This is a genomic window from Flavobacterium flavipigmentatum (genome assembly GCF_020911905.1).
GTDB classification, from domain to species: Bacteria; Bacteroidota; Bacteroidia; order Flavobacteriales; family Flavobacteriaceae; genus Flavobacterium; species Flavobacterium flavipigmentatum.
This window is the reverse complement of the sequence record NZ_CP087133.1, coordinates 1,652,085-1,677,012: the sequence shown is the minus strand read 5'-3', so window position 1 is coordinate 1,677,012 and position 24,928 is coordinate 1,652,085. Positions and strand designations below refer to the sequence as shown.

Genomic DNA, 24,928 nt, shown 5'->3' with positions numbered 1-24,928 from the left:
ATCAAACTATATGCCTAAAAATAAGCTAATTACAATAAAAAACATCAAATACCTTGAAAAAATTATGAAAATGATAAAATCATATTTTATTATTGGTTTTTTTACACTATTCTCAGTTGCCCTTTTTGGCCAAGTGAAAGATATTGGACTTCCTGCCATCAAAAACTACAAAAGAACCGACTATAAAGGCGGAACTCAAAACTGGAATATAGATCAAGACACAAATGGGAACCTATATTTTGCAAATAATAGTGGTTTAATAAAGTTTGACGGATCTACTTGGCACAAATATTCACTCCCGAATAGCACCGCAATTAGAAGTTTGAAAATTGATGACTCAGGAAAAATATTTGTAGGAGGTAATAACGAATTTGGTTTTTTTAAAAGCAACGAAAAAGGAGAATTAAAGTATTTTTCTTTATCAAATTTAATCAGTAAGAAAGACAGCAAAAATATTAACCTAATTTGGAGAATACACATATATAAAGGCGAAGTCATCTTTCAATCTTTCACGAAAGTGTTTTTTTATAAAAATGAGAAACTTCGTTTCATCGATGCCCCAAAGAAATTTCAATTTTCATTTTTAATCAATAAGAGACTTTACTTTCAGGACAAATCACTAGGGATTCTGGAATACAAAAATGGCAAATTAATCGCAGTGCCAGGATCTGCATTTTTTAACGATAAAGAAATTTGGGCAGTATTTCCTCTTTCTACTAATAAATTGATTCTTGCCACTCTCGAAAAAGGACTTTTTATAAGTGATGGCAAATCTATAAAATCATGGGAGACAGAAGCCAATAGCTTTATTAAAAAAAACACCTCGCTTGGCGGATCTATCATAAAAAACAAATTTATTGTGCTTAATACAGTACTCAATGGCATCATAATTTGTGATTTAAACGGAAAGATTATTCAACACTTAAACAGACAAAAAGGACTTCAAAATAATACGGTGCTTACTTCCTTCGTAGACAACAAAAACAATGTCTGGCTGGGACTTGATAACGGAATCACTTTTATTAACGAAAACTCCCCTTTTACCTATTTTGATTATAGTTATAACATCGGTACCGTTTATGCTTCTGTCGTGCATAATAACAACTTGTATGTGGCCACAAATCAGGGTTTATTTTACCACCCGTGGAGCAAATCATTTAAGGACGAGCCTTTTTATCGCATAGAAGGGACAATTGCACAGGCCTGGAACATACAGGTGATCAACAATACTTTACTGTGTGCCAGTAACAATGGTGCGCTAGTGATAGAACAAAACAGAGTTGCCAAAATACTGGACAGCAAAGGGTATTTTGGTTTTAAAGCGATCCCTAAGCGTCCCGGTTATATTATTGGAGAAAGCTATAATGGCTTTTCGGTATTTAAAAGTGCTCCCGATGGGATCAATTATGTCAATCAAGTGGCCGGATTTGACCAAACTACCAATACGTTTGAAATTGAACTTGATGAGAATTATTTATGGCTCAAGAAAGATAATTATTTGTACCAAATGACCCTTTCGGAGGACTTAAAGAGTTTTGAATTTATTAAAAAACATACTGGAATTTCTTCACAACGCAAAGGAATCGGTAGCTTACAATCTATCAATAATAAGGTTTATTTTCAAACTAAAAACCACTTTTACAGATATAGTAAAGAGCAGGAAGGCTTTTTTGAAGACAAAAAAATATCTGCTTTGTTCACAAAAACACCTACGTTAAAAGCTTTGATTGAGGATGCTTATGGTAATTTATGGTATGCCTATAATGAGTCACTGGGCGTTTTAGAAAAAAACTTAGATGGAACGTATCATCAAAAGGAAGCTCCTTTTTCTAACTTAACCGGCAATTTGGTAAACAATTACATTTCTATAAATGCAATTGATCCTAATAATATTTTTATAGGATTAACGGATGGATTAACACATTATGACTCAAAAATTTCAAATAGTTTTATAACCAAACCTAGGGCTTTTATCGAAAGTTTTTCGTTCCCAGAAGATACTATTATAACAGGGAATCTTACCACCGATAAAGAAGAATTTGAATTACCTTACAGCTCTAATCACGTAAAATTTACCTTTTCGTCTCCCACTTTCGAAAATCAGGAAAACGTTATGTACTCTTATAAACTAGAACCATTTGAGGAAAACTGGCGCAATTGGTCTACTGTTTCGATTAAAGAATACACTAACTTGAGAGAAGGAAATTACACTATGAAAATTAAGGCAAAAAACAGTTATGGTGTAGAGTCTAACGTTTCAGAAATTAATTTCACTATTTCGCCGCCGTGGTACAGACATTTTCTAGCTTATCTAACTTATTTTATATTGATTTTAGCGGCAATCTATTATACTACCAATCGAATAAAAGTAAAAATCAGAACCAATAAATATTACGAGACCATTGAGCAAAGAAGGCTTTATTTGGAAAAAGAATCCAAAATTAGACATGAACAACATGAACTGGAAAAAGAGATTGAAAAACTTAAAAATGACAAGCTTCAAATAAAAATCCTTGCTAAAGACAAAGAATTGGTTAACAATTCTTTACAGGTTGTAAAAAAGAACAAAGTATTAAACGGTATTATTCAGAAAATAAAAGATATCGACACACACAACTTAGATGACAGCACAAAATCTGAGTTTAATAAATTACATAAAAGCATTGTAAAGGAGGTAAATACCGATAAAAGCTGGAAAGATCTAGAAAAACACATCAAAAATGTACATTTTGATTTCCTAAAAAGACTCAAAGAAAAATACCCAACAATCTCGCCACGAGAGCTCGATTTGTCAACGTATTTATTAATGAATATGTCTACCAAGGAAATTGCCGAAATTATGAATATCTCGACCGGAGGCGTTGAATTGGCTCGATATCGATTAAGAAAAAAACTTGGTCTTAATAAAAAGGAAAACTTAATTGGTTTTTTAATGAGTATCTAATAGAAAAGCCATCCTGAAAAAAACAAGATGGCTTTTCTTTTGGACACTGTCCTAAAAAGTGTGTAAGTTTAAAAATAACGGGGTTTGACTTTTTAATTAAAGTTGAACCCTTTTTTCAAATATAGTTAAGAACTGATTGAGTATTAATCCCCAATTATGGATTGGCATTGTCCATTTTTTGGTAGCTTCTCTTAAAGCCAAATATACAGATTTTAAAACTGCTTCATCGGTTGGGAATGATAATTTATTTTTGGTGTATTTTCTAATCTTACCGTTTAGATTTTCGATTAGATTAGTGGTATAAATTATTTTTCTAATCTCAACGGGGAAGTCAAAGAATACGGTAAGTTCTTCCCAATTGTCTTCCCATGATTTTACAGCATATGGATATTTACTATTCCATTTATTAGCAAAATCTTCAAGAGAAGCCCTGGCAGCCTGTTTGGTTGGAGCATCATAAATCTGCTTCATATCTTTAGAGAATTCCTTCTTATCTTTCCACACTACATAACGCGCTGAGTTGCGTATTTGGTGCACTACACAGATTTGAGTCTGTGATTCAGGAAATACATTTTTAATGGTTTGAGTAAAGCCGTTTAGGTTATCTGTAGCAGTAATTAATATATCTTCAACACCTCTGGCTTTTAAATCGGTTAAAACTCCCAACCAAAAACTGGAACTTTCATTCTTGCCCAGCCACATACCTAAAACTTCTTTTTTTCCATCTCGATTCAGGCCTACAGCTAAATAAATAGTTTTGTTAATGACCTTAGAGTTTTCTCGAACTTTAAATACAATCCCGTCCATCCAAACAATTAAATAAACAGCTTCTAGTGGGCGATTTTGCCAAGCTATTACATCATTAGAAACAGATTCAGTAATTCTAGAAATAGTGGAGGTTGAGATATCAAATTTATAGACTTCTCTTATTTGTTCTTCAATATCACTAACGGTCATTCCTTTGGCATAAAGAGAGACAATAACATTCTCTAATCCATCAACCATATTTTGACGTTTTGGAATAATCATGGGATTAAAAGAAGCTTCTCTGTCCCTTGGAACCTGGATGTTTGATTCTCCAAATGAAGTTTTTATCTTCTTGTTTGAAAAACCATTACGAGAATTACTTGAAGGCGTCTTTTCGTGTTTCTCATAACCTAGATGAGAATCTAACTCTCCTGATAGAATAGCTTCTATTCCTCGTTTTTGTAATTGGGCAAGAAAACCATTTAGGTCTTCGCCTGTTTTGAATTGTTTTAAAAATTCATCTGATAATAAATCTTCTTTTTTCATAAGACTGTGTAAAAGTTAAAGTTAAAAAAAAATGATGAGTGATTTTAAACCCCATCATTTTTTAACTTACACAGTTAGTGAGACACTACCTTCTTTTGCGTTATTTTTAGCATTATGCGACATATTCTAATGTTCTTTCCAGAGCCATACCTCTTGAACCTTTAATTAGAATTGTATTTTCACTAAAATTAATAGTTTTTAGATAGGTCGCAAAAGACTCAAAAGTTTCAAAAAAATAAAGTGTATCGCTTGAAATTTTATTCTCAAAAAAAGCTTTACCAATAAAATAACATACAGATTTTTCTTGATTTGATACTGAATCTACAATAGCTTTGTGCTCTTGATGACTCTCTTCACCGAGTTCAAACATATCGCCCAAAATCATTATTTTATTCTGGCTCTCCAATTGTAAAAAGTTAGCAATTGCTACTGCCATACTGCTCGGATTGGCATTGTACGCATCAAGAATTATTTCGTTACTGCCTTTTTTAAGCATCTGAGATCTATTATTTTCTGGAATATATCCTTCTATCGCCGATTGTATAGATGCGTTGTCTACCTCAAAAAAATGCCCAATTGTTACCGCAGCATTGATATTATTTGAATTGTAAAGACCTATCAAGTGAGACTTTACAGCAAAATCATTGTAGTCTATGACAACAAAAGGATTTGCCGCAACTTTTTTGATATTTACATCAGCATGCTCATTATTGATTCCGAAAGTAAAAGATTGTATATCATGCGATTTTTCTATCTGAATCGGGTCTTCAAGATTTACGAAAGCCATTTTTTTGCTATTCCTAAGATATTGGTACATCTCACTTTTTCCAATTATTACGCCTTCAACGCCTCCGAAACCTTCTAAATGGGCCTTTCCAAAATTGGTGATATAGCCGTAATCAGGTTGTGCAATTTCACATAAAAACTCAATTTCTTTTTTATGATTTGCACCCATCTCTACAATACCTATCTCTGTTTCTGATGTAAATGATAATAAAGTAAGCGGAACTCCAATATGATTATTTAAGTTGCCTACAGTTGCTTTGGTCTTGTATTTTTTAGCCAAAACTACATTAATAAGCTCTTTGGTTGTGGTTTTACCATTACTACCTGTTAAAGCAATGATAGGCAATTTTAAAAACAAACGATGAAATTTTGCCAATTCTTGTAATGTCTCTAAACTGTTCTGAACCAAAATAGTTCTCTGATCTATAAAATAAGCAGGGTTATCGATAATAACATATAAAGCGCCTCGGTCTAGTGCTTCTTGAGCAAAAGTATTAGCATCAAAGTTTTCTCCTTTAATAGCGCAAAACATTGAGTCTTTCTCTATTTTTCGCGTATCTATTGATATCGATTTGCATTTTAGAAACAGGTTATGAATTTCTTGAATATTCATTTATAAAGATTTTTTATGGAATGTAAAAATAGAAAAGTTTCTATAAAAAAAATCCAAATTCCTGACTGAAATATTCAGTCCAGGAATTTGGATTTACTATTTTTTTGGAATTTTAAAAAACTTAATTCCTTGGTGATTTTCTTTTTTCAGATTTTGAACCTACTCTAGACATTGCACATCTAAATCCGATATAATCAGTAGCCATATCTTGAGGGAAATATCTTCTTTGAGCTGGATCTAACCAATAGGCTCTATCTCTCCAAGAACCTCCTTTGTAGACTCTTACATTATCATCGATCAAAGTAGTACGCTTGCTTGATTTGTCGTACTTTCTAATCATTGTACCTAAACTGTCTGTAGTTACATTGTGTTTTGGCGAGTTATACATCGCTTGATCTGCTTTGTTTTCTGCTTCATCTCCAAAATCAAAATACTTAGATGATTGTTTATCACCATCTCTATAATTGATATTATCACTTGTACTAAAGTTTTGTCTCAAATATGTTTCCTGCTCATCAACTGGTACTTGAACAATTTCACCCGGAAGGTTTCTTGCTACAATCTTACCATTGCTTAAAGTATCATATTTAATATTATCTTTTGTAACAATTTCAATTTTTCCGTCTTTACCAATTTTATTTTTACCGTAAAGGTTACCTCTAAAGTAGTTAAAATCATTCGCCTCGTTATCGATCATAGGTCTGTAAACGTCTTGTACCCATTCTGCAACGTTACCTGCCATATCGTATAATCCGAAATCATTAGGAGCATAACTTTTTACACCGTTAGTGATATCAGCTCCATCGTCAGACCAACCTGCAATTCCACCGTAATCACCGTTTCCTTGTTTAAAGTTAGCCAATTGATCTCCTTTATTTTTACGTTTTGACGAACGTGTATAATCTCCAGACCAAGGATATTTCTTTTGTCCTTTGTAGATATTATATTCTCTTTGTCCAACATCTGCGGCAGCGGCATATTCCCACTCAGCTTCTGTAGGCAATCTATATTCCGGCAAGATAACTCCTGAAGAACGTTGTGCGTACACATTCTTTTCTTCTACACCATCTTTTCCAGCCTTAGGTCTTTTTCCTCTTTGATTTTTCTTCAAAACAAGCTCTTCGTTTCCTCCGTAAGTACTTGTTGGAGACGCAACGTAAGTTTCAGTATTAAAAATACTTTCAGCAGTTACATCTTGTGTTTTAGCCCCTTTCTTAAGATAGCCATTTTTTTCTAAAACTGCTTCGTTTACACGGTCAGTTCTCCATTTACTAAACTCAGTTGCCTGAATCCAGTTTACACCTACAACAGGATAGTTGGCATAAGAAGGATGTCTCAAATAGTTATTTGTCATCGTTTCGTTATAACCTAATCTGTTTCTCCATACTAAAGTATCCGGAGAAGCTCCTTCGTAAATGTTTTTGTAATTTTCTTCTGTTGGTGGAAAAACTTTCTTTAACCATTCCAGGTACTCAAGATACATACCATTGGTTACTTCTGTTTCATCCATGTAAAATGATTGAACGTGCTGTTGAGTTGGTGTGTTATTCCAATCATGCATAACATCATCCTGTACTTTACCCATAGTAAATGTACCTCCTTCAACAAAAACTAAACCAGGACCAGCCTGTTGTTTTTTTCCTGCATTTCTAGCAGCAGTTCCATTTTGACTGTCAACGTCCCAACCAGTTGCTCTAGAAGCATTGCTAGAACTTGATTTTTTGCTACAACTAGCCGTGCCCAACATCAATACCATTGACATCATAAATTGCAAGGCCACAATTTTGTTTACTTTCATACTCATTCGTAGGTGATAAATTTAGGTGCTGCAATATAATAATTAACATTTAATTAGCAACACCTGTTCTAATTAATTTTATTTAACTGTTTTTTGCAGAAAAATAACCTATAGTTACGAACGCAAAAATATACTTTTTATTATTTACTATAACATGAAATACTATATTTTTACTTACTTAAATTAATTTAAATTATTTTTGTTTTCTTTGAATATGAAACAAGCCTTAATCTTATACTTTTTTCTCCTCCCAATTATCTCATTTTCCCAGATAAATGGCGCTTTTACAATAGATTGGCAAACCAAAAGAGAAATGGGGTTTGGAGAATCAAAATTTACTATTCCGTACTTTTCTGGGAGCGGCTTTAGGTTCGATACTACAAAAAAAAACATAATATTACTGCTAAAAGTAGAAGAAGCCAACTATAATAACAGCAGCACAATCGAAATTTCGAATATTTTATACGAATCAATTCCTGTAGCTGAATTAGGAGATTTATCTCGTGAAAATATTCCTAAAAGTGTTAATGAAACGCTCAAAACGGTAAATTCCAGAGATAAAAAACAAACTTTTATATCCTTATCACCAATTATCTCTGACGGAAATGGTTTTAAAAAAGTAAAATCTTTCTCGTATACTATCAATAATTCTAATGCAAGAAACAGCAACAATTCTTCTTTTCAAAAAACGGCTCTCATCACAAATTCTGTTTTAGCTTCTGGAGATTGGTATCGTTTTTATGTTGAAAAATCGGGTGTTTATAAAATTTCCAGACAATTTCTGCAAAGTTTAGGTTTTGATGTTACAAAATCTGACCCAAGAAGAATAAAAATCTATGGAAATGGCGGAAAAATGCTTCCGTTGGCAAACAGCAGCTTTTATCCCGAGGATTTAACGGAAAATGCGATTCAAATAATGGGCGAAAGTGACGGCAATTTTGGCAATGACGACTTTATTCTTTTTTACGCAGAAGGCATTGACACCTGGAGCGATGAAAATCAAACCAACATCAATTTATACGACACCAAATCTTATTATTACATTACAACACAAGGTGGTGACGGGAAGCGAATTGCCGCAAATATCCAACCAACCGGAAACGCCACTCTGGAACTCAATACGTTCGACGACCATCAATATCACGAAATTGACCTTACCAATATTGCACATCTGGGACGCCAATGGCTTGGAGAATCCTTTGACATCAATCAAGAGCAGGAATTTGACTTTAATTTTCCAAACATAGACCTCACCGTGCCTGTTAAAATAGCTGTAACAGCGGCTTCGGCGGCTTTTACGCCAACTTCTTTTACTGTTTCATCAAATGGACAAACCATTGGAAACATCTCTTTTAATGCCTTAACAACAAATTCAGAGACAAAGTATTTCTCTGGAAAACTTAATCCAAACAGCACTTTTAAAGGTAGCGAAAATCTAAAAATAAAATTATCATACAATAATAATGGAGTTCCGGGATCAAAAGGATATTTAGATTTTATCAATTTAATTGCCAAAAGAAGATTACTAGGCACTGGAAAACAATTTCAATTTCAATACGATTTAGCAGGTTCAACAGCAGGAATTGCAAATTATACAATTGGAAACGCCACTTCAATCGCTCAAATTTGGGACATTACAGACCTATATAATGTATCTTCTTTTCAGAACAGCAATCAGGCAAGTTTTAGCTTTAAAGCAAATTTGGGAGAAATTAGAAAATATGTCACCATTGATCCGAGTGATTATTATACTCCTTTAAAAGAAAATCAATCAAAAATTACCAACCAAAATCTAAAAGGAACACTTTTTAAAAACAATCAAAACGCCAGTCAGGATATTGATTATCTTATCGTAACACCCAAATTTTTACTTTCGCAAGCTGAAAAATTGGCCGCTTTTCATCGAAATTATTCTAACCTGAGTGTAAAAGTGGTCACTTTAGAAAACATCTACCAGGAGTTTTCGTCAGGAAAGCAAGATATCGCAGCCATCAGAAATTGCGTTAGATATCTATATGACAACGCTTCTTCTCCTGAAAAAAGAATCAAATACCTGAATCTTTTTGGAGACGCCTCGTACGATTATAAGAATAGAATTTCGAATAATACCAACATTGTACCGATCTATCATTCCTTAAATAGCAATACCATCGGAGAAAGCTCTTTTGCTTCTGATGATTTTTATGGTTTAATGGATGCTGATGAAGGCATTATAACTTCTTTTTTTGGAGGAATCGATATTGCAGTGGGCAGAATGTTAGCTTCGGATAATGCTCAAGCCGAACAACTGGTCAATAAAGTTCTGGAATACCACGACATTAAATCGTATGGTAACTGGCGCAATAATTTTGTTCTTGTAAGCGATGATTCCGACATAAATTCGGATGCCTCGTTGCAAAGCCGCCAAAATGCTCTTGCTGATGCTATCACAACTGAAAAGCCTTTTTTAAATGTAGACAAAATAATTCTGGACGCCTACACACAGGAAGCTTCTGCAGGAGGATCAAGATACCCTAAAGCCCGAACCGATTTTTTTAATGCTTTCGAAAAAGGTGCGCTCGTTTTTAACTATTTAGGTCATGGCGGCGAAGATGGATTAGCAGCCGAACGCATTTGGGAAAAATCAGATGGGCAAAACTTAAACAATCAGTTCAAATATCCTTTATTTATAACGATTACCTGCGATTTTTCACGTTTTGACGATCCGAGTCGCCCAACAGCAGGAGAATATACATTCTGGAATCCGAAAGGAGGAGCCATTGCCATGATTACTACGATTCGCGAAATTGGTCAGTTTAATGCTGAAAACTTTAATGACATTTTGGGTAAAAACCTGCTTTCTTATGGCTCAAATCAATACACAACAATTGCAGAATCGCTTCGACTTTCTAAAAATGAAAATCCGAGCTCTTCAAGTAATGTTGTTTTTTATATTGGTGATCCTGCCCTGATGCTTGCGATTGCTAAACCTAAAATTATTTTAACTAAAGTGAATGATATTCCCATTTCACAACCCATTCCGGATTTTAAATCATTGGCCAAAATGAAAATCACGGGAGAAATCACAGATGAAAACAATAATTTATTGAGCAATTACAACGGAGAATTAGCTACTGCTATTTTTGATAAATTAATTACCACCAGCACTTTAAACAACGACGGAAATAGTCCTTCTATACAATTAAAAACTTTGGGAGAAACTATTTTTAGAGGAAATGCTTCTGTAACCAATGGTGTTTTCGAATTTAGTTTTATCGTTCCGAGAGATATTAGAATTCCACTTGATAATGGAAAAATTAGTTTTTATTCGAAAAAAAATCAACTTTTTGAGAATCAGTCTGGGCACAACAACCTCATTAAAATAGGCGGAATTAACGAAAATGCACCTCAAGACAATATTAGTCCAAAAGTGAAGTTATATATGAATGATGAAACTTTTGTTTCGGGAGGAATCACAAACGAATCTCCGTTTCTGTTAGCGTTTCTTGAAGACGAAAACGGAATCAATACTGCAAGTGGTATCGGTCATGATATTGTAGCTATAGTAGACGGAGACACTAGTAATCCTTATATTTTGAATGATTATTATCAAACAAAATTAGACGATTACACCAATGGAAATTTACGTTTCCCGCTAAGAAATTTAGCAGCAGGAATACACACTATAAGTTTTACAGCTTGGGATGTTTATAACAATCCGGTAACAAGTGAGATACAATTTGTAGTCGTTGGCGATGATTCTCTTACATTGACAAATGTTCTTAATTATCCAAATCCATTTTCTACTTACACCCAATTTTGGTTTTCGCACAACAGACCCTACGAACCACTGGATGTTCAGGTTCAGGTGATGACCATAACCGGAAAAGTAGTCTGGACAAAAAACCAAGTTATTACAACCGAAGGATTTTTATCGAGAGAAATAACCTGGGACGGCAAAGATGATTTTGGAGACCGCATAGGCAAAGGAGTTTATATTTATAAACTCACCGTTAAATCAAATTTAACAAATAAAAAAGCAGAAAAGTACGAAAAACTTGTCATATTATAATAATATATATATTTTTACCATAAAAAACCCTAAGTCTACAAATGAAAAAAATATCTCTACTTTTAATTTGTTTTACAATTCTTTTTAAAGTAAAGGCTCAAGATAATCGACCTATTACGACAGGAGTTCCGTTTTTATTAGTGGCAGCAGACGCCAGAGCAGCCGGTTTAGGCGATCAGGGTGTGGCTACATCTGCAGACGTATTTTCGCAACAATGGAACCCAGCAAAATATGCTTTTTCGGTAGATAAGCAAGGATTTTCTGTTAGTTACACTCCTTATTTAACAGATTTAGCAAATGATATTTCGCTAGGTCAGGTAACCTATTACAACAAAATAAACGAAAAAAGTGCTTTTGCAGCAAGTTTGCGTTATTTTGGTTTTGGAGATATTGAGTTACGAACAACTGGAGACCCAAATGAAGCTGCAAGAACAGTTTCTCCAAATGAATTTGCTCTTGATGGTTCGTACTCTTTAAAACTAAGCGAAAAATTCTCTATGGCAGTTGGCGGAAGATACATCCGATCAAACCTAAAAATCCCTTCAGAAGATACTGATGCCTCTGCAGCAGGTTCTTTTGCCGTAGATGTTGCAGGATTTTATCAATCTGAAGAAATTGCTTACACAAGTTTTAATGGAAGATGGAGAGCTGGTTTTAATATGCAAAATTTAGGTCCAAAAATTAGCTATGACAATGACGATTTTAGCTCTAATTTTTTGCCTGCTAATTTAAGACTGGGAGCTGGTTTTGACTTTATTCTGGATGAATACAACACTGTTGGAGTTAGTGTAGAATTTGCAAAACTTCTTGTACCAACGCCTCCGGGAACTGGAACTCCTGTAGACACTAATAATGATGGAGATTTTACTGACCCTGAAGATATTACACAGCAGGAAGCCGACACCAACAACTACAATGATTACAAAAACATTGGCTGGGTTTCGGGAATCTTTAAATCATTTGGAGACGCTCCAAATGGGTCTAGCGAAGAATTAAAAGAAATCACCTACAGTGTGGGAGCAGAATATACGTATCAAGATGCATTTTCTATGCGTGCGGGATATTTTCATGAAAGCCCTGAAAAAGGAGCGAGAAAATTTTTCTCACTAGGAGCCGGCTTCAAATATAATGTTGTAAAAGTTGATGTTTCTTATTTATTTTCTGCATCTAAAATCAGAAATCCTTTAGAAAACACTCTTCGCTTCTCTTTAACCTTTAACTTTGGAGACAAATACGAAGTTTATTAAAAACACAAAACAGTAAAACATATACATCCAAATTTCTAGAAATTAGAAATTTGGATTTTTTTTCCCTTAAAAAACAATGAAAGAAATAAGTATTACATCATCATTTTTGGTATTTGATACCTTAAATGAATTATCAAATGACATTCAAGATTTAATGAATGAAGCCGTTGAAATTCGAAAAAAGGCATACGCACCCTACTCTCAATTTAGAGTTGGTGCTGCACTACTTTTAGATAACGGAAAAATAGTTGTAGGATCTAATCAAGAGAATGCCGCGTATCCATCGGGTTTATGTGCAGAAAGAGTCGCTATTTTTTATGCTGGAGCCGTTTATCCAGAAGCGAAAATTTTGAAAATGGCAATTACAGCAGCATCAGATACTAACCCAACCACAGCTCCAATTCCGCCTTGCGGTTCTTGCCGACAATCGATAGCAGAATACGAAATCAAGCAGGACAACCCTATCGAAATCTATTTTATGGGCGAAATTGGTCAGGTTTACAAATCGGCATCCCTAAAAAATCTACTCCCTTTTATGTTTGATAAAAAGTTCTTGTAAAAAAAAGCCAAAAAGTACCTTTTAAATTTTAGTTCTTAAACGGAATGTCTTATTTTTGCATCCCGACCTTTCGGGCGCAAATTTGTGGGAGGAAACTATTTTGCGTTATAGGCAACAATTGATAACACAAACAACTTTAGCAAAAGAAAGAATTCAGATGAAAGAAGTTACAAAAGAAGTATATTTAAAGTGGTACGAAGACATGCTGCTTTGGAGAAAGTTTGAAGACAAACTTGCAGCATTATACATTCAACAAAAAGTTAGAGGTTTTCTCCATTTATATAATGGTCAAGAGGCCGTTTTAGCGGGTGCTTTGCACGCTATGGATTTGACCAAAGACAAAATGATTACTGCATACAGAAATCACGTGCAGCCAATTGGTATGGGAGTTGATCCTAGACGTGTAATGGCAGAACTTTTGGGAAAAGCTACAGGAACTTCTAAAGGTATGGGAGGTTCTATGCACATTTTCTCTAAAGAGCACCGTTTTTACGGAGGCCACGGTATCGTAGGTGGACAAATTCCTGTAGGAGCTGGTTTAGCTTTTGCTGACAAATATTTTGAAACTGGTGGCGTAACCATGACTTATTTTGGTGATGGAGCAGCAAGACAAGGTTCTTTACACGAAGCCTTTAACATGGCAATGTTATGGAAACTTCCTGTGGTTTTTATCGTTGAAAACAACGGTTATGCGATGGGAACTTCTGTAGAAAGAACTGCCAACCATACTGATATCTGGAAACTTGGTTTAGGATATGAAATGCCTTGCGGACCAGTTGACGGAATGAATCCTGTAAAAGTAGCCGAAGCCATGACAGAAGCTATTGATAGAGCTCGTCGCGGTGATGGACCAACTTTTCTTGAAATGAAAACATACCGTTACAGAGGACACTCAATGTCTGATGCACAATTGTACCGTTCTAAGGAAGAGGTAGAAGAATACAAAAAAATTGACCCAATTACACAAGTTTTGGATGTGATTATGGATCAAAAATATGCTACAGAAGAAGAAATCGAAGTAATTGACCAAAGAGTTAAAGATCTGGTTGAAGAATGCGTGAAATTTGCCGAAGAATCTCCATATCCAGAATTACAACAACTATATGACGTAGTATACGCACAAGAAGACTATCCATTCACACCTCATAAACTATAAAATATTATGGCGATAAAAGTAACAATGCCTCGTTTGAGCGATACTATGACGGAAGGAACGGTAGCGACTTGGTTAAAAAAAGTAGGCGACAAAATCAGCGAAGGTGACATCCTTGCTGAAATTGAAACAGATAAAGCAACAATGGAATTTGAGTCTTTCAACAAAGGAACTCTCTTACATATCGGAATTCAGGCTGGAGAAACTGCGCCTGTTGATTCATTATTAGCTATAATTGGTAGCGAAGGAGAAGATATTTCAGCATTATTAGCTGGTGGAGATGCTCCTGCTGCCGAAGCTCCAAAAGCAGAAACTAAAGAAGCTCCTGCTGCTGAAGCTAAAACAGAAACTGCTGCTCCTGCAAAAGCAGCAACTGAATTACCAAAAGGTGTTATAGTTGTAACTATGCCTCGTTTGAGTGATACAATGACTGAAGGAACTGTAGCAACCTGGTTGAAAAAAGAAGGAGATGCTGTAGCTGAAGGTGATATTTTAGCTGAAATTGAAACAGACAAAGCGACTATGGAGTTTGAGTCTTTCAATGCCGGAACATTATTATACATCGGAATTAAAGAAGGAAACACTGCTCCTGTTGATAGTTTATTAGCTATTATCGGGCCAGCAGGAACTGATATTTCTGGAATTGCCGACAATTATACTGCCGGAGGAACTGCAACTGCAAGTACTCCTGCAACAGAAGAAAAAGCAGCTCCTGCTGCTGAAAAAGCAACCGAAGCAACTACTGACTCTTCATCAAATGGAGGAAGAATTTTAGCTTCGCCTTTGGCTAAAAAAATTGCTTCTGATAAAGGAATTCAATTAACTCAGGTGAAAGGATCTGGAGAAAACGGACGTATCGTAAAAAGTGATATCGAAAACTTTACTCCTTCTGCACAAGCTCAGCCTGCTGCAACTTCTGGTACTAAACCACAAGAAACTGCTGCTGCACCAAAAGTATTTGTTCCTGCCGGAGAAGTTTTTACAGAAGAGATCAAAAACTCTCAAATGCGTAAAATTATCGCAAAACGTTTGGCAGAATCATTGTTTACTGCTCCTCACTACAATTTAGTGATCGAGGTAAGCATGGATGAAGCAATGCAGGCAAGAGCGACAATCAATACTGTTCCTGAAACAAAAGTTTCTTTTAACGATATGGTCATTAAAGCTTGTGCTTTAGCTTTGAAAAAACATCCAAAAATTAACTCTCAGTGGAAAGAAGATGCTATCATCATCAATCACCACGTTAATATTGGTGTTGCTGTTGCTGTTGAAGACGGATTAGTAGTTCCTGTATTGAAATTTACAGATGCTATGAGTTTATCTCAAATTGGTGCATCAGTTAGAGATTTAGCAGGAAGAGCTAAAAACAAAAAATTAGGACCTCAAGAAATGGAAGGAAGTACTTTTACAGTATCTAACCTTGGAATGTTTGGTATTACTGAATTCAATTCAATTATCAACCAACCAAATTCTGCTATTCTTTCTGTAGGTGCGATTGTTGAAAAACCGGTAGTTAAAAACGGTCAGATTGTAGTTGGAAACACCATGATGTTATCATTAGCGTGTGACCACAGAACAATTGATGGTGCAACTGGCGCTCAATTTTTACAAACATTAAAACAATTCATCGAAAGCCCTGTTACTATGTTGGCATAATCGGTTGTTTTATATATTTAAATCCCGTTTTGTTTATTCAAAACGGGATTTTTTGTTTAATTTTCATTCTCAAATTCAATCTTCATAAAATGAAAAAAATAGTTCTACTCACTTTATTTTTGGCCGCTTTATCCTGCCAGAAAAAAGACAACACACAAAAAACAGCAAAAGTTAATGATGAACACACCTTCTCTAAACCTGAACTTGCCGTTGTAAAACATTTAGATCTTGATATCAAAGTTGATTTTGATACACAAACGATTTCAGGAAAAGCTTCTTGGGAAATTGACAATATCAGTAAAGGAAACGAAATTATCTTTGATGAAAACACTTTAAATATTACCAAAGTCACCTTAGGAGACGAAGAAAAAGAAACGAAATTTGAACTTGGAACTGAAGTTGAATTTCATGGAAAACCTCTTAAAATTACAATTGAACCCAATACAACCAAAGTCAATATTTATTATACAACGACAAGAGATGCTGTTGCATTGCAATGGTTAACTCCAGAACAAACTGCCGACAAAAAGAAGCCGTTCCTTTTTTCTCAGGGTGAAAGTATTTGGTCACGCACCTGGATTCCGTGTCAGGATTCACCGGGAGTTCGTTTTACCTACAATGCAAAAGTTACAGTACCAAAAGATTTGATGGCCGTAATGAGCGCCGTAAATCCTCAGGAGAAAAATGATAATGGAATCTATACTTTTAAACAAGACAAAGCAATTCCGTCTTATTTGATGGCAATTGCTGTTGGAGATATAGAATTTCAATCTATCGACAACAGAACCGGTGTTTATGCAGAACCATCAATGTTAAAAAAATCAGCTTGGGAATTTGCTGAACTGGGAAAAATGGTTTTAGCTGCCGAAAAACTTTACGGTCCTTACCGTTGGGGACGTTACGATGTACTGGTTTTACCGCCGAGTTTTCCTTATGGCGGAATGGAAAACCCAAACTTAACCTTCTTAACACCCGGAGTTATTGCAGGTGATCGTTCGCTGACAAGCTTATTGGCTCACGAATTGGGACACAGCTGGAGCGGAAACTTAGTGACCAATGCAACTTGGGATGATATTTGGCTAAACGAAGGTTTTACAACTTACGTTGAACATAGAATTGGCGAGGCAATTTTTGGTAAAAAAGAAGCTGAAATGCAAGACGTTCTCACTCGTGCAGACCTAGATGCTAATGTAGCAGAATATGGCGCTACAAACCCCGACACACGCCTAAAAGTTAGCCTTACCAATAGAAACCCTGATGATGGAATAAGCGAAATTCCTTATGTAAAAGGATACAACTTTTTAAAAGTAATTGAACAAACAGTGGGACGTGAAAAATTTGATATTTTTATTAAAAACTATTTTGATGCCCACGCTTTTCAATCGATCACAACAGAAGATTTTGTGAAATACTTAAACGAAAACCTCATAAAAGGAAACAAAGCAATTGCTGATAAAATAAAACTGGAAGATTGGATTTACAAACCAGGAATTCCGTCTAACATTACGGCAGTTCATTCTGATGATTTTGCTGCAATAGATACCATCCAGCAAAACTGGAGAAAAACAGGCATGAAAGGATTAAGTCAAAAAATAACCTCTACAACTGGAAAACAACATTTTATAGATCATCTTCCAGAAGACATAACAACAAAAGAAATGGCTGCTATTGATGCTGAATTTAATTTTACCAAAGGCGGAAATTTTGTGATCAAACGTCAATGGTTTGTACCTGCCATCCGTCATCATTATACTGTAGCCTATCCTGCAATCGAGCAATTTATGATTGCAACGAGCAGAACCGGCTCCTTAATGACGCTTTATAAAGAAATGGTAAAAACTCCTGAAGGGAAAGTTCGGGCAAAACAAATTTTTGAAAAAGCCAAATCAGGCTACCATCAAACAACGATTCAAAGTGTTGAAGGTCTGTTGAAATAATTAGACAAAAAAACAAGCCAAAGACCTCGATTAACATATAATCGGGGTCTTTTTTTTACTCAAAAATCAATTAGGGAAAATTGTCCATCACATAGCGTAAATTCTCCATGTTGTAAAATATAGTATCGTCGCATCTTTGTAGTGTCAAAAGACAATAACTATAAATAACTTTAAAAAATTAAATACGATGACACGATTAACAGCATTAAACCCAGAAGAAGCAACTGGAAAAACTAAAGATTTATTCAATGCAGTACAAGCAAAATTAGGAGCCGTTCCGAACATGATGAGAACCTTGGGGAATTCTCCAGCGGCATTAGAAGGTTACTTGAACCTAAGCGGTGCTTTGAGCCACGGAAAATTAAGTGCCAAAACAGGTGAACTACTAGCATTGGCAATTTCAGAAAGCAATTCATGTGATTATTGTTTAGCAGCCCACACTTATATTGGAGAAAAATTGATAAAAGCCGATCCCGCAATTTTACATGCTGCGAGAATAGGAAATTCTGAAGATTCTAAAACGGCCGCAATTTTAAAATTTGCGAAAACTTTGATTAGCAAAAACGGCTTAGTAAATAACGAAGATGTAAATGCAATTAAAAATGCAGGAGTTTCAGAAGCTGAAATTGCAGAAACGGTAGCTCATGTAGCTTTGAATGTTTTAACCAACTATTTTAATAATACGGCCAATACTGAAATTGATTTTCCAGTTGTTGAAAGTATCGCATCACAAAACTAATTCATCAAAAAAAAGAATACCTAACGATAGTCATGATTTATTTCATGACTATCTTAGTATAAAAAATTAAGTATGGAAACAGCAAGACACCCCCTTCCTCCGTTTACAATGGAAACTGCATTACAGAAAGTACAAATAGCTGAAGATGCATGGAATACAAAAGATCCTGAAAAAGTAGCCTTGGCCTACACTATTGATACCGAATGGAGAAACAGAACTGATTTTATCAATGGTCGTGAAGAAGTAAAGCAATTTTTAACCAAAAAATGGGAGAAGGAATTGCATTATAAACTTAAAAAAGAATTGTGGGGCTTTAAAGAAAACAGAATGGCTGTTCGTTTTGAATATGAATGGCAAGATCATTCAGGACAATGGTTTCGCAGCTACGGAAATGAACTCTGGGAATTTGATGAACTGGGTTATATGCAAAAAAGATTTGCTAGCATCAATGATTTTGCCATAGCCGAATCTGATCGTAAACTCTAATCTTCTTTAAATTTATGTCACATCAGCACGTACATACGCTTATCAATCCACAAAACGGGAATCTTGCTTTCAAACTACTTTCATTTGAGAATAATAGTCATTTTGATCATCTACAACGCAATAATTATTTTTCTCTGATATGGGTTACCAAAGGAAGAGGCAAAGTAAAAGCTGATTTTGCCGAACATCATTTTGAAGAAAACTCACTCCTAGCCTTTTCTCCCTATCAGCCTTTTATGCTTTGCGTAAGCGAACCAATTGAAGGAATTGCGATTCAATTTCATCCTGATTTTTACTGTATTCACATGCATCAGAAAGAAGTTGCATGCAATGGTGTATTATTTAACAACATATACCAGCCACCCTTTACCGCGATTACAGAGGAAGCTTCAGTAGTTTTCAAAATGGTTTTAGATCAGATGAAAACTGAAATTCAAAACGCTGAATTGGCACAATATGAATTGTTAATATCATATCTCAAAATATTTTTAATTACTGCTTCGAGATTAAAAAACCAGCAATTAGAAGAGATGAAGTCCATACCCAATTCTAAAGAACCTTTTATACTTCAGAACCTAAAAGACGCCATTGAAATGAATTTCAAAACCAAACATTCTGCGGGAAACTATGCCGAATTACTTAATATTTCGGCAAAGGCCTTAGCTAAATTGTCTAAACATTATTTCAATAAAACCCTGACTGATCTTATTTCAGAAAGAATTATCATCGAAGCCAAAAGAGAATTGTACATGACCAACAAAACCGTCAAAGAGATTGCTTATGAACTAGGTTATGATGATGAGCATTATTTCAGTCGATTTTTTAAAACCAATGCAGACGTTTCGCCGCAAATATACCGAGAAACAGTAGGTTTTGGAAAAATGGAAGCCTAGTTTTTATTCTTGGCTTCAATCCATTTAGACATGTATTTAGTACTTTTTAAGGTATGATGATGCAACAAACTTCCCATGAAATTTTGAAGACGATGACTTTCAAGCTGATTTGATAAAGTGTGAATTGCATCTATTAATTGACTCGAAAATTGACTTTTTTGAAAACATTCGTTCACGATCGCAATTCCGTTTTTTTGAGACTGTCGCCACAGATTTTCATTTTGGTACAATTCAATTGCATAGTTTGCAAATTCCTCAACTTCATCCGAAATAAAACCATTCCAAAACAAATTCCCATGCATGGCCTCAGCTCCGATTGATGTAGTAACACTTGGAGTGCCACATTGCATGGCTTCTAATAATTTTCCTTTTAAACCTGCTCCAAAACGAATTGGTGCCAAAACCACCTTAGCTTTTTTCACGACTTCGCACGCGTTTGCGGCTCTTCCCATAATAAAAAAACCTTCTTTTGGCTGATGCAGTTGCAGTACTTTTTGTGACGGATAGGCGCCATAAACCTCTAAAACAGCTTCAGGAAATCCTTTTTTTATCAAAGGCCAAATTGCTTCTTTTAGATATTGAACAGTATTCCAATTGGGTTCATGAAGAAAATTTCCTATGAACACAAAATGCTTTCTTTCTTCAAAAGAAGGTAATTTTTCCAAATCAATTTCAAACATTTCATCCACCAGAAAAGGCAAATAATATAACAAACTCGTATTGATTTTAAAAACATCTTCTAAAATCTTCATCTCAAATTCAGAAATAATAAAAGACAAGTCACATCTTAAAATACTCGCAATTTCGCGTTTTGCTACTTCTTCAACCAATAAATCATTTAATTGAAAGGGGCTGTTTTCTTTGAAAGCTTTGTGTCTTGCCGTTCTCAAGCAATGCAAATCTTCTGTATCTAATAATCGAATGGCTTGTGGACAATTTTCGGCAACGCGCCACCCGAATTGCTCTTCAATCATGAAACGATCAAACAAAACCACGTCGGGATTTAGTTTGATAATAAAGTCATCAAAACTAGTATTATTCAATTCGATAGTAACTTTTTCAACACCAAAACTAGCCAAATCAACCATGAATTCGCTATCTAAAGCCGGACTTGCAAATGTTATTTCAAATTGATTTGCAGCAAAAATAGCAATCAGTTGCATCATCCTGCTTCCCGCTGCGGAAGAATTTGGCTCAGGCCAGACAAAACCAATAATTAATAGTTTTTTTATTTGATTCATTTTAATTGTTTCAAGATACAAAATAATGCTTTTTTAGGCGGATTTACACACTATTTAGTGATTTTCGGTTGTAAAAATGACTAATTTTGCAGCATACCATTTTTCAATACCATTATGTTAGGATTAAAATTAGCGACCGACCCGCGTTGGGTGAATATAGTAGAATCGAATATCGAAGAAATCTTAACCGACCACGCTTGGTGCGAGCAAAAAGCAGCGTCGAACGCCATTAGCTTGGTTACCTATAATTCTGAGTTAGAAGAACTGGTAACCGAAATGCTTGTCATCGCCCGTGAAGAGCTGGAACATTTACAAATGGTCCATGATCTTATCAAAAAAAGAGGATTGAAACTGGGGCGCGAACGAAAAGATCATTATGTGAATGAACTTTTTAAATTTATGAAAAAAGATGGCAGCCGAAAAGATGCACTTTGCGATCGTCTGTTGTTCTCTGCCATGATTGAAGCGAGAAGTTGTGAGCGTTTTAAAGTACTTTCGGAAAACATAAAAGACGAAGAATTGGCTAAATTTTATCGTGATTTAATGATTTCTGAAGCAGGTCATTATACCACATTTTTAGGATTTGCCCGAAAATATACTGACAACATAGACATTGATAAACGCTGGAAAGAATGGATCGAATTTGAAGGATCTATTATTACCAATTATGGAAAGAACGAAACAGTTCATGGCTAATTACCATAAAACAGTAACAATTTCTAATTTTTTTTACTCCTAAAATTTTATAATGTTTATTAAAACTAAGTCGATTGTATTAAAAACGGCAAAATATCTCGGAATCACTTTTGCTGTATTTTTAGGATTACTTTTTTTAACTCCAATTATTTTTGAAGATCAAATAAAGAATCAAATAAAAAAGACGGCTAATGAAAAACTGAGTGCCGAACTCAATTATAAAGATGTTTCAGTCTCTTTTTTTCATCATTTTCCATCTTTAACACTTACCTTAACCGGCTTGCACCTTAACGGTTCTGCACCCTACAAAAACGAAAAATTCATTACCGCAAAGGAAGTTTCTTTTGGAATTGATGTTGCAAGTTTGGTTTTTAGCAAAACGGTAAAAATTGATCAGATTTATTTATCTAATGCTTTTATTAATGTAAAAGTAAATGCTAATGGAGAGGCAAATTATAATATTTATAAATCCTCAACACCTTCAAAAAAATCAAAAGATAGTACCGAAACTGCTTTGAAACTAGAACGTATCGAAATTTTAAACAGCAAAGTCAGATACGATGACCAATCCACAAAAGTACTTCTTGATATTGCAGGATTTGATTATTTAGGAAAAGGCGATCTGAATAAGGAAATTTTTGATCTGAACTCGAAAGCAAAAATTGAAAAGTTAAATATTGTATATGAAAATGAGCCGTATTTGATAAATAAAAAAATCAATGCCGATCTGATTACCAAGGTAAATATAAATTCGCTTTCCTTCTTTTTCCAGCAAAACAACTTAAAAATCAATGATCTTTTGGTCGATTTCATTGGGAAATTTGATATCTTAAAAGAAGGCTACAATATGGATTTTGTACTAAAATCAAGCAACAGCGACCTTCATGATGTATTTACGGCGTTTCCGCCAAAATATATTACATGGCTTTCTAAAGCAGATTTAAAAGGAAACACCAATTTGCAATTAACACTCAAAGGAAAATACATTACTTCGCAAAAACTGGCTCCTGATTTAAATTTAGACTTAAAAATAGAAAACGGATTTGTAAACTATAACCAAAGTGCTTTTCCAGTTTCTAACTTCAATATGGAATTTAAAACCAAACTTCCGGCTTTAAATCCGGAACTTGCGATTATAGATGCCAGAAATTTATCTTTAAACATTCATCAAGATTATTTAAAATCGAATTTTTACATCAAAGGCATCAATTCTCCTGAGATTAAAGGTAATTTTAAAGCTAAAATTGACCTTCAAAAACTAAATAAAGCTCTCGGAATCCCTGATTTAGAATTAAAAGGAAGTTTGACCGGAGACATAAAAGTAGATGGAAAATTTGATCAAAAAAAGCATATTTTCCCAATAACCAAAGGCTTTGTAAATTTGAATAACGGTTATTTGAAAACCAAATATTACCCAAATCCGATAACGAATATCACTGTAAACTCAAGAATCGACAACCAAAAAGGAACTTTTCAGGATTTAAAAGTAAGTCTAAAGCCAACTCATTTTATTTTTGAAGGAAAACCTGTTTTTGTCACCGCAGATTTGAGCAATTTTGATGATTTAAATTATGATATTAAAGCCAAAGGCGAATTAGACATCAATAAAATATATAAAGTTTTTTCGCAAAAAGGTCTCGATTTGGATGGTTTTGTAAAAGCTGATTTGGTTTTGAAAGGAAAACAAAGCGATGCCGAAAAAGGCAATTACAGCAAACTGTACAATAAAGGAACGCTTGAATTGAGAAATATTGGAATCACTTCTGAGAATCTTCCGAAAAAATTCATCATTAAGGAAGGCATTTTCAAAATCAATCAGGACAAAATGTCTTTTAATAGTTTCCTTGCCGAATACGGTCAATCCGACTTTAAAATGAACGGATATTTACAAAATGTATTCAATTATGCTACTTCTGCAAAAGGAGTTTTACGCGGCGCTTTTACGATTACCGCAAAATATATTAATGTGGATGAATTTATGTCGAATATATCGTCTAATACTTCTGAAACACAAACAACAACAGAAAGTACGGCTGCTAATGCTGAAAAGGGACAAACAGGAGTGATTGTGATTCCGTCTAATCTCAATTTGCAATTCAGAGCCAATGCACAAAAAGTAAATTTTGACCAGTTAGCTTTAAATAACGCAACGGGAAGCCTGAAAATAAACCAAGGAAAACTCAGCATGCAAAACACAGGTTTCAATCTAATTGGATGCAATGTTGCTATGAACGCCAATTATCAAGCGGCAACGGCTCAAAAAGCAACCTTTGACTACACTATAAAAGCTTCTGATTTTGATATTAAAAGAGCCTATAATGAAATTGCAGTTTTTAGAAAAATGGTCAGCGCAGCCGAAAAAGCACAAGGAATTGTGTCTCTGGATTATCAACTAAAAGGAAGATTAAACAGCAAGATGGAACCCGTTTACCCTTCGCTTGTTGGAGGCGGAATACTTTCTGTGAAAGATGTAAAAGTAAGGGGCTTGAAAATGTTTAATGCTGTAAGCAAACAGACCAGTTCTGAGGCAATGAAAAATCCAGACATATCAAAAGTAGAAATCAAAACTACTGTCAAAAACAATATCATGACGCTAGAGAGCTTCAAATTCAAATTTGCGGGCTTTAGACCCAGAATTGAAGGCACAACAAGTTTAGACGGAAAACTTAACCTAAAAATGCGCCTGGGACTACCGCCTCTCGGTATTTTAGGAATTCCGCTTACCATTACAGGAACACAGAATAATCCGAAAATAAAAGTGGGAAGAAAAACCGAAAATCTGGAAGAAACTAAAGATAATGAGTAAGAATCCAAATTCTAATTTATTTGCAAGAAA

General features: G+C 34.7%; 16 protein-coding genes. 12 read left to right on the top strand and 4 right to left on the bottom strand.

Annotation, left to right across the window (positions count from 1 at the left end; genetic code table 11):
• Positions 1–70 precede the first annotated feature (70 nt).
• Positions 71–2,944 (top strand): triple tyrosine motif-containing protein, encoded by a 2,874-nt coding sequence (locus tag LNP22_RS07605; protein WP_229976014.1) that lies wholly within the window; start codon positions 71–73, stop codon positions 2,942–2,944.
• Positions 2,945–3,040: 96 nt separating this feature from the next.
• Here the strand turns inward: LNP22_RS07605 and LNP22_RS07600 are convergent, their stop codons facing one another.
• The 3 genes from LNP22_RS07600 to gldJ all read right to left on the bottom strand — a co-directional run bounded on the left by LNP22_RS07600 (position 3,041) and on the right by gldJ (position 7,434).
• Complete coding sequence (locus LNP22_RS07600; protein WP_229973272.1) at positions 3,041–4,237, bottom strand: IS256 family transposase; 1,197 nt, start codon at positions 4,235–4,237, stop codon at positions 3,041–3,043.
• Positions 4,238–4,349: 112 nt separating this feature from the next.
• Positions 4,350–5,636, bottom strand: a complete 1,287-nt coding sequence (locus LNP22_RS07595) for a UDP-N-acetylmuramoyl-tripeptide--D-alanyl-D-alanine ligase (protein ID WP_229976013.1) — start codon at positions 5,634–5,636, stop codon at positions 4,350–4,352.
• Between the two features lie 121 nt (positions 5,637–5,757).
• The gene (gene gldJ / locus LNP22_RS07590) at positions 5,758–7,434 is read right to left on the bottom strand and encodes a gliding motility lipoprotein GldJ (RefSeq protein WP_210664520.1); all 1,677 of its coding nucleotides are present in this window, start codon (positions 7,432–7,434) and stop codon (positions 5,758–5,760) included.
• 214 nt (positions 7,435–7,648) lie between these two features.
• Here gldJ and porU point away from each other — a divergent pair, with 214 nt between their 5' ends.
• The 9 genes from porU to LNP22_RS07545 all read left to right on the top strand — a co-directional run bounded on the left by porU (position 7,649) and on the right by LNP22_RS07545 (position 20,155).
• Positions 7,649–11,485, top strand: coding sequence for a type IX secretion system sortase PorU (gene porU, locus LNP22_RS07585; protein ID WP_229976012.1), 3,837 nt, complete (start codon positions 7,649–7,651; stop codon positions 11,483–11,485).
• 41 nt (positions 11,486–11,526) lie between these two features.
• Positions 11,527–12,732, top strand: coding sequence for a type IX secretion system outer membrane channel protein PorV (gene porV / locus LNP22_RS07580; RefSeq protein WP_229976011.1), 1,206 nt, complete (start codon positions 11,527–11,529; stop codon positions 12,730–12,732).
• 76 nt (positions 12,733–12,808) lie between these two features.
• A complete protein-coding gene (cdd, locus tag LNP22_RS07575; RefSeq protein ID WP_229976010.1) occupies positions 12,809–13,291 on the top strand; it encodes a cytidine deaminase in 483 nt (160 codons plus the stop codon).
• A 157-nt stretch (positions 13,292–13,448) separates the two neighbouring features.
• Positions 13,449–14,447: a pyruvate dehydrogenase (acetyl-transferring) E1 component subunit alpha gene (gene pdhA / locus LNP22_RS07570; RefSeq protein WP_056190513.1), complete on the top strand. Its 999-nt coding sequence runs from the start codon at positions 13,449–13,451 to the stop codon at positions 14,445–14,447.
• Positions 14,448–14,453: 6 nt separating this feature from the next.
• Complete coding sequence (locus tag LNP22_RS07565; RefSeq protein WP_229976009.1) at positions 14,454–16,100, top strand: dihydrolipoyl dehydrogenase family protein; 1,647 nt, start codon at positions 14,454–14,456, stop codon at positions 16,098–16,100.
• Between the two features lie 89 nt (positions 16,101–16,189).
• Positions 16,190–18,037 (top strand): hydrolase/aminopeptidase, encoded by a 1,848-nt coding sequence (locus tag LNP22_RS07560; protein ID WP_229976008.1) that lies wholly within the window; start codon positions 16,190–16,192, stop codon positions 18,035–18,037.
• 187 nt (positions 18,038–18,224) lie between these two features.
• Positions 18,225–18,776 carry a carboxymuconolactone decarboxylase family protein gene (locus LNP22_RS07555; RefSeq protein ID WP_229976007.1) on the top strand — a complete coding sequence of 184 codons (552 nt, stop codon included), beginning with the start codon at positions 18,225–18,227 and terminating at the stop codon, positions 18,774–18,776.
• Positions 18,777–18,848: 72 nt separating this feature from the next.
• Positions 18,849–19,262, top strand: coding sequence for a nuclear transport factor 2 family protein (locus tag LNP22_RS07550; protein ID WP_229976006.1), 414 nt, complete (start codon positions 18,849–18,851; stop codon positions 19,260–19,262).
• Between the two features lie 14 nt (positions 19,263–19,276).
• Positions 19,277–20,155, top strand: a complete 879-nt coding sequence (locus tag LNP22_RS07545) for a helix-turn-helix domain-containing protein (RefSeq protein ID WP_229976005.1) — start codon at positions 19,277–19,279, stop codon at positions 20,153–20,155.
• On the opposite strand, the gene LNP22_RS07540 is transcribed toward LNP22_RS07545, so the two are convergent.
• The gene (locus LNP22_RS07540; protein ID WP_229976004.1) at positions 20,152–21,396 is read right to left on the bottom strand and encodes a glycosyltransferase; all 1,245 of its coding nucleotides are present in this window, start codon (positions 21,394–21,396) and stop codon (positions 20,152–20,154) included. The genes LNP22_RS07545 and LNP22_RS07540 overlap by 4 nt on opposite strands.
• A 114-nt stretch (positions 21,397–21,510) precedes the next feature.
• Between LNP22_RS07540 and LNP22_RS07535 the strand changes: the two genes are divergently transcribed.
• Together LNP22_RS07535 and LNP22_RS07530 are read left to right on the top strand one after the other, a co-directional pair.
• Entirely contained in the window at positions 21,511–22,092 is a 582-nt protein-coding gene (locus LNP22_RS07535) for a MiaE family protein (RefSeq protein ID WP_229976003.1), read from the top strand.
• Between the two features lie 52 nt (positions 22,093–22,144).
• On the top strand, positions 22,145–24,898 hold the full coding sequence (locus LNP22_RS07530) for an AsmA family protein (RefSeq protein WP_229976002.1): 2,754 nt from the start codon (positions 22,145–22,147) through the stop codon (positions 24,896–24,898).
• Positions 24,899–24,928 lie beyond the last annotated feature (30 nt).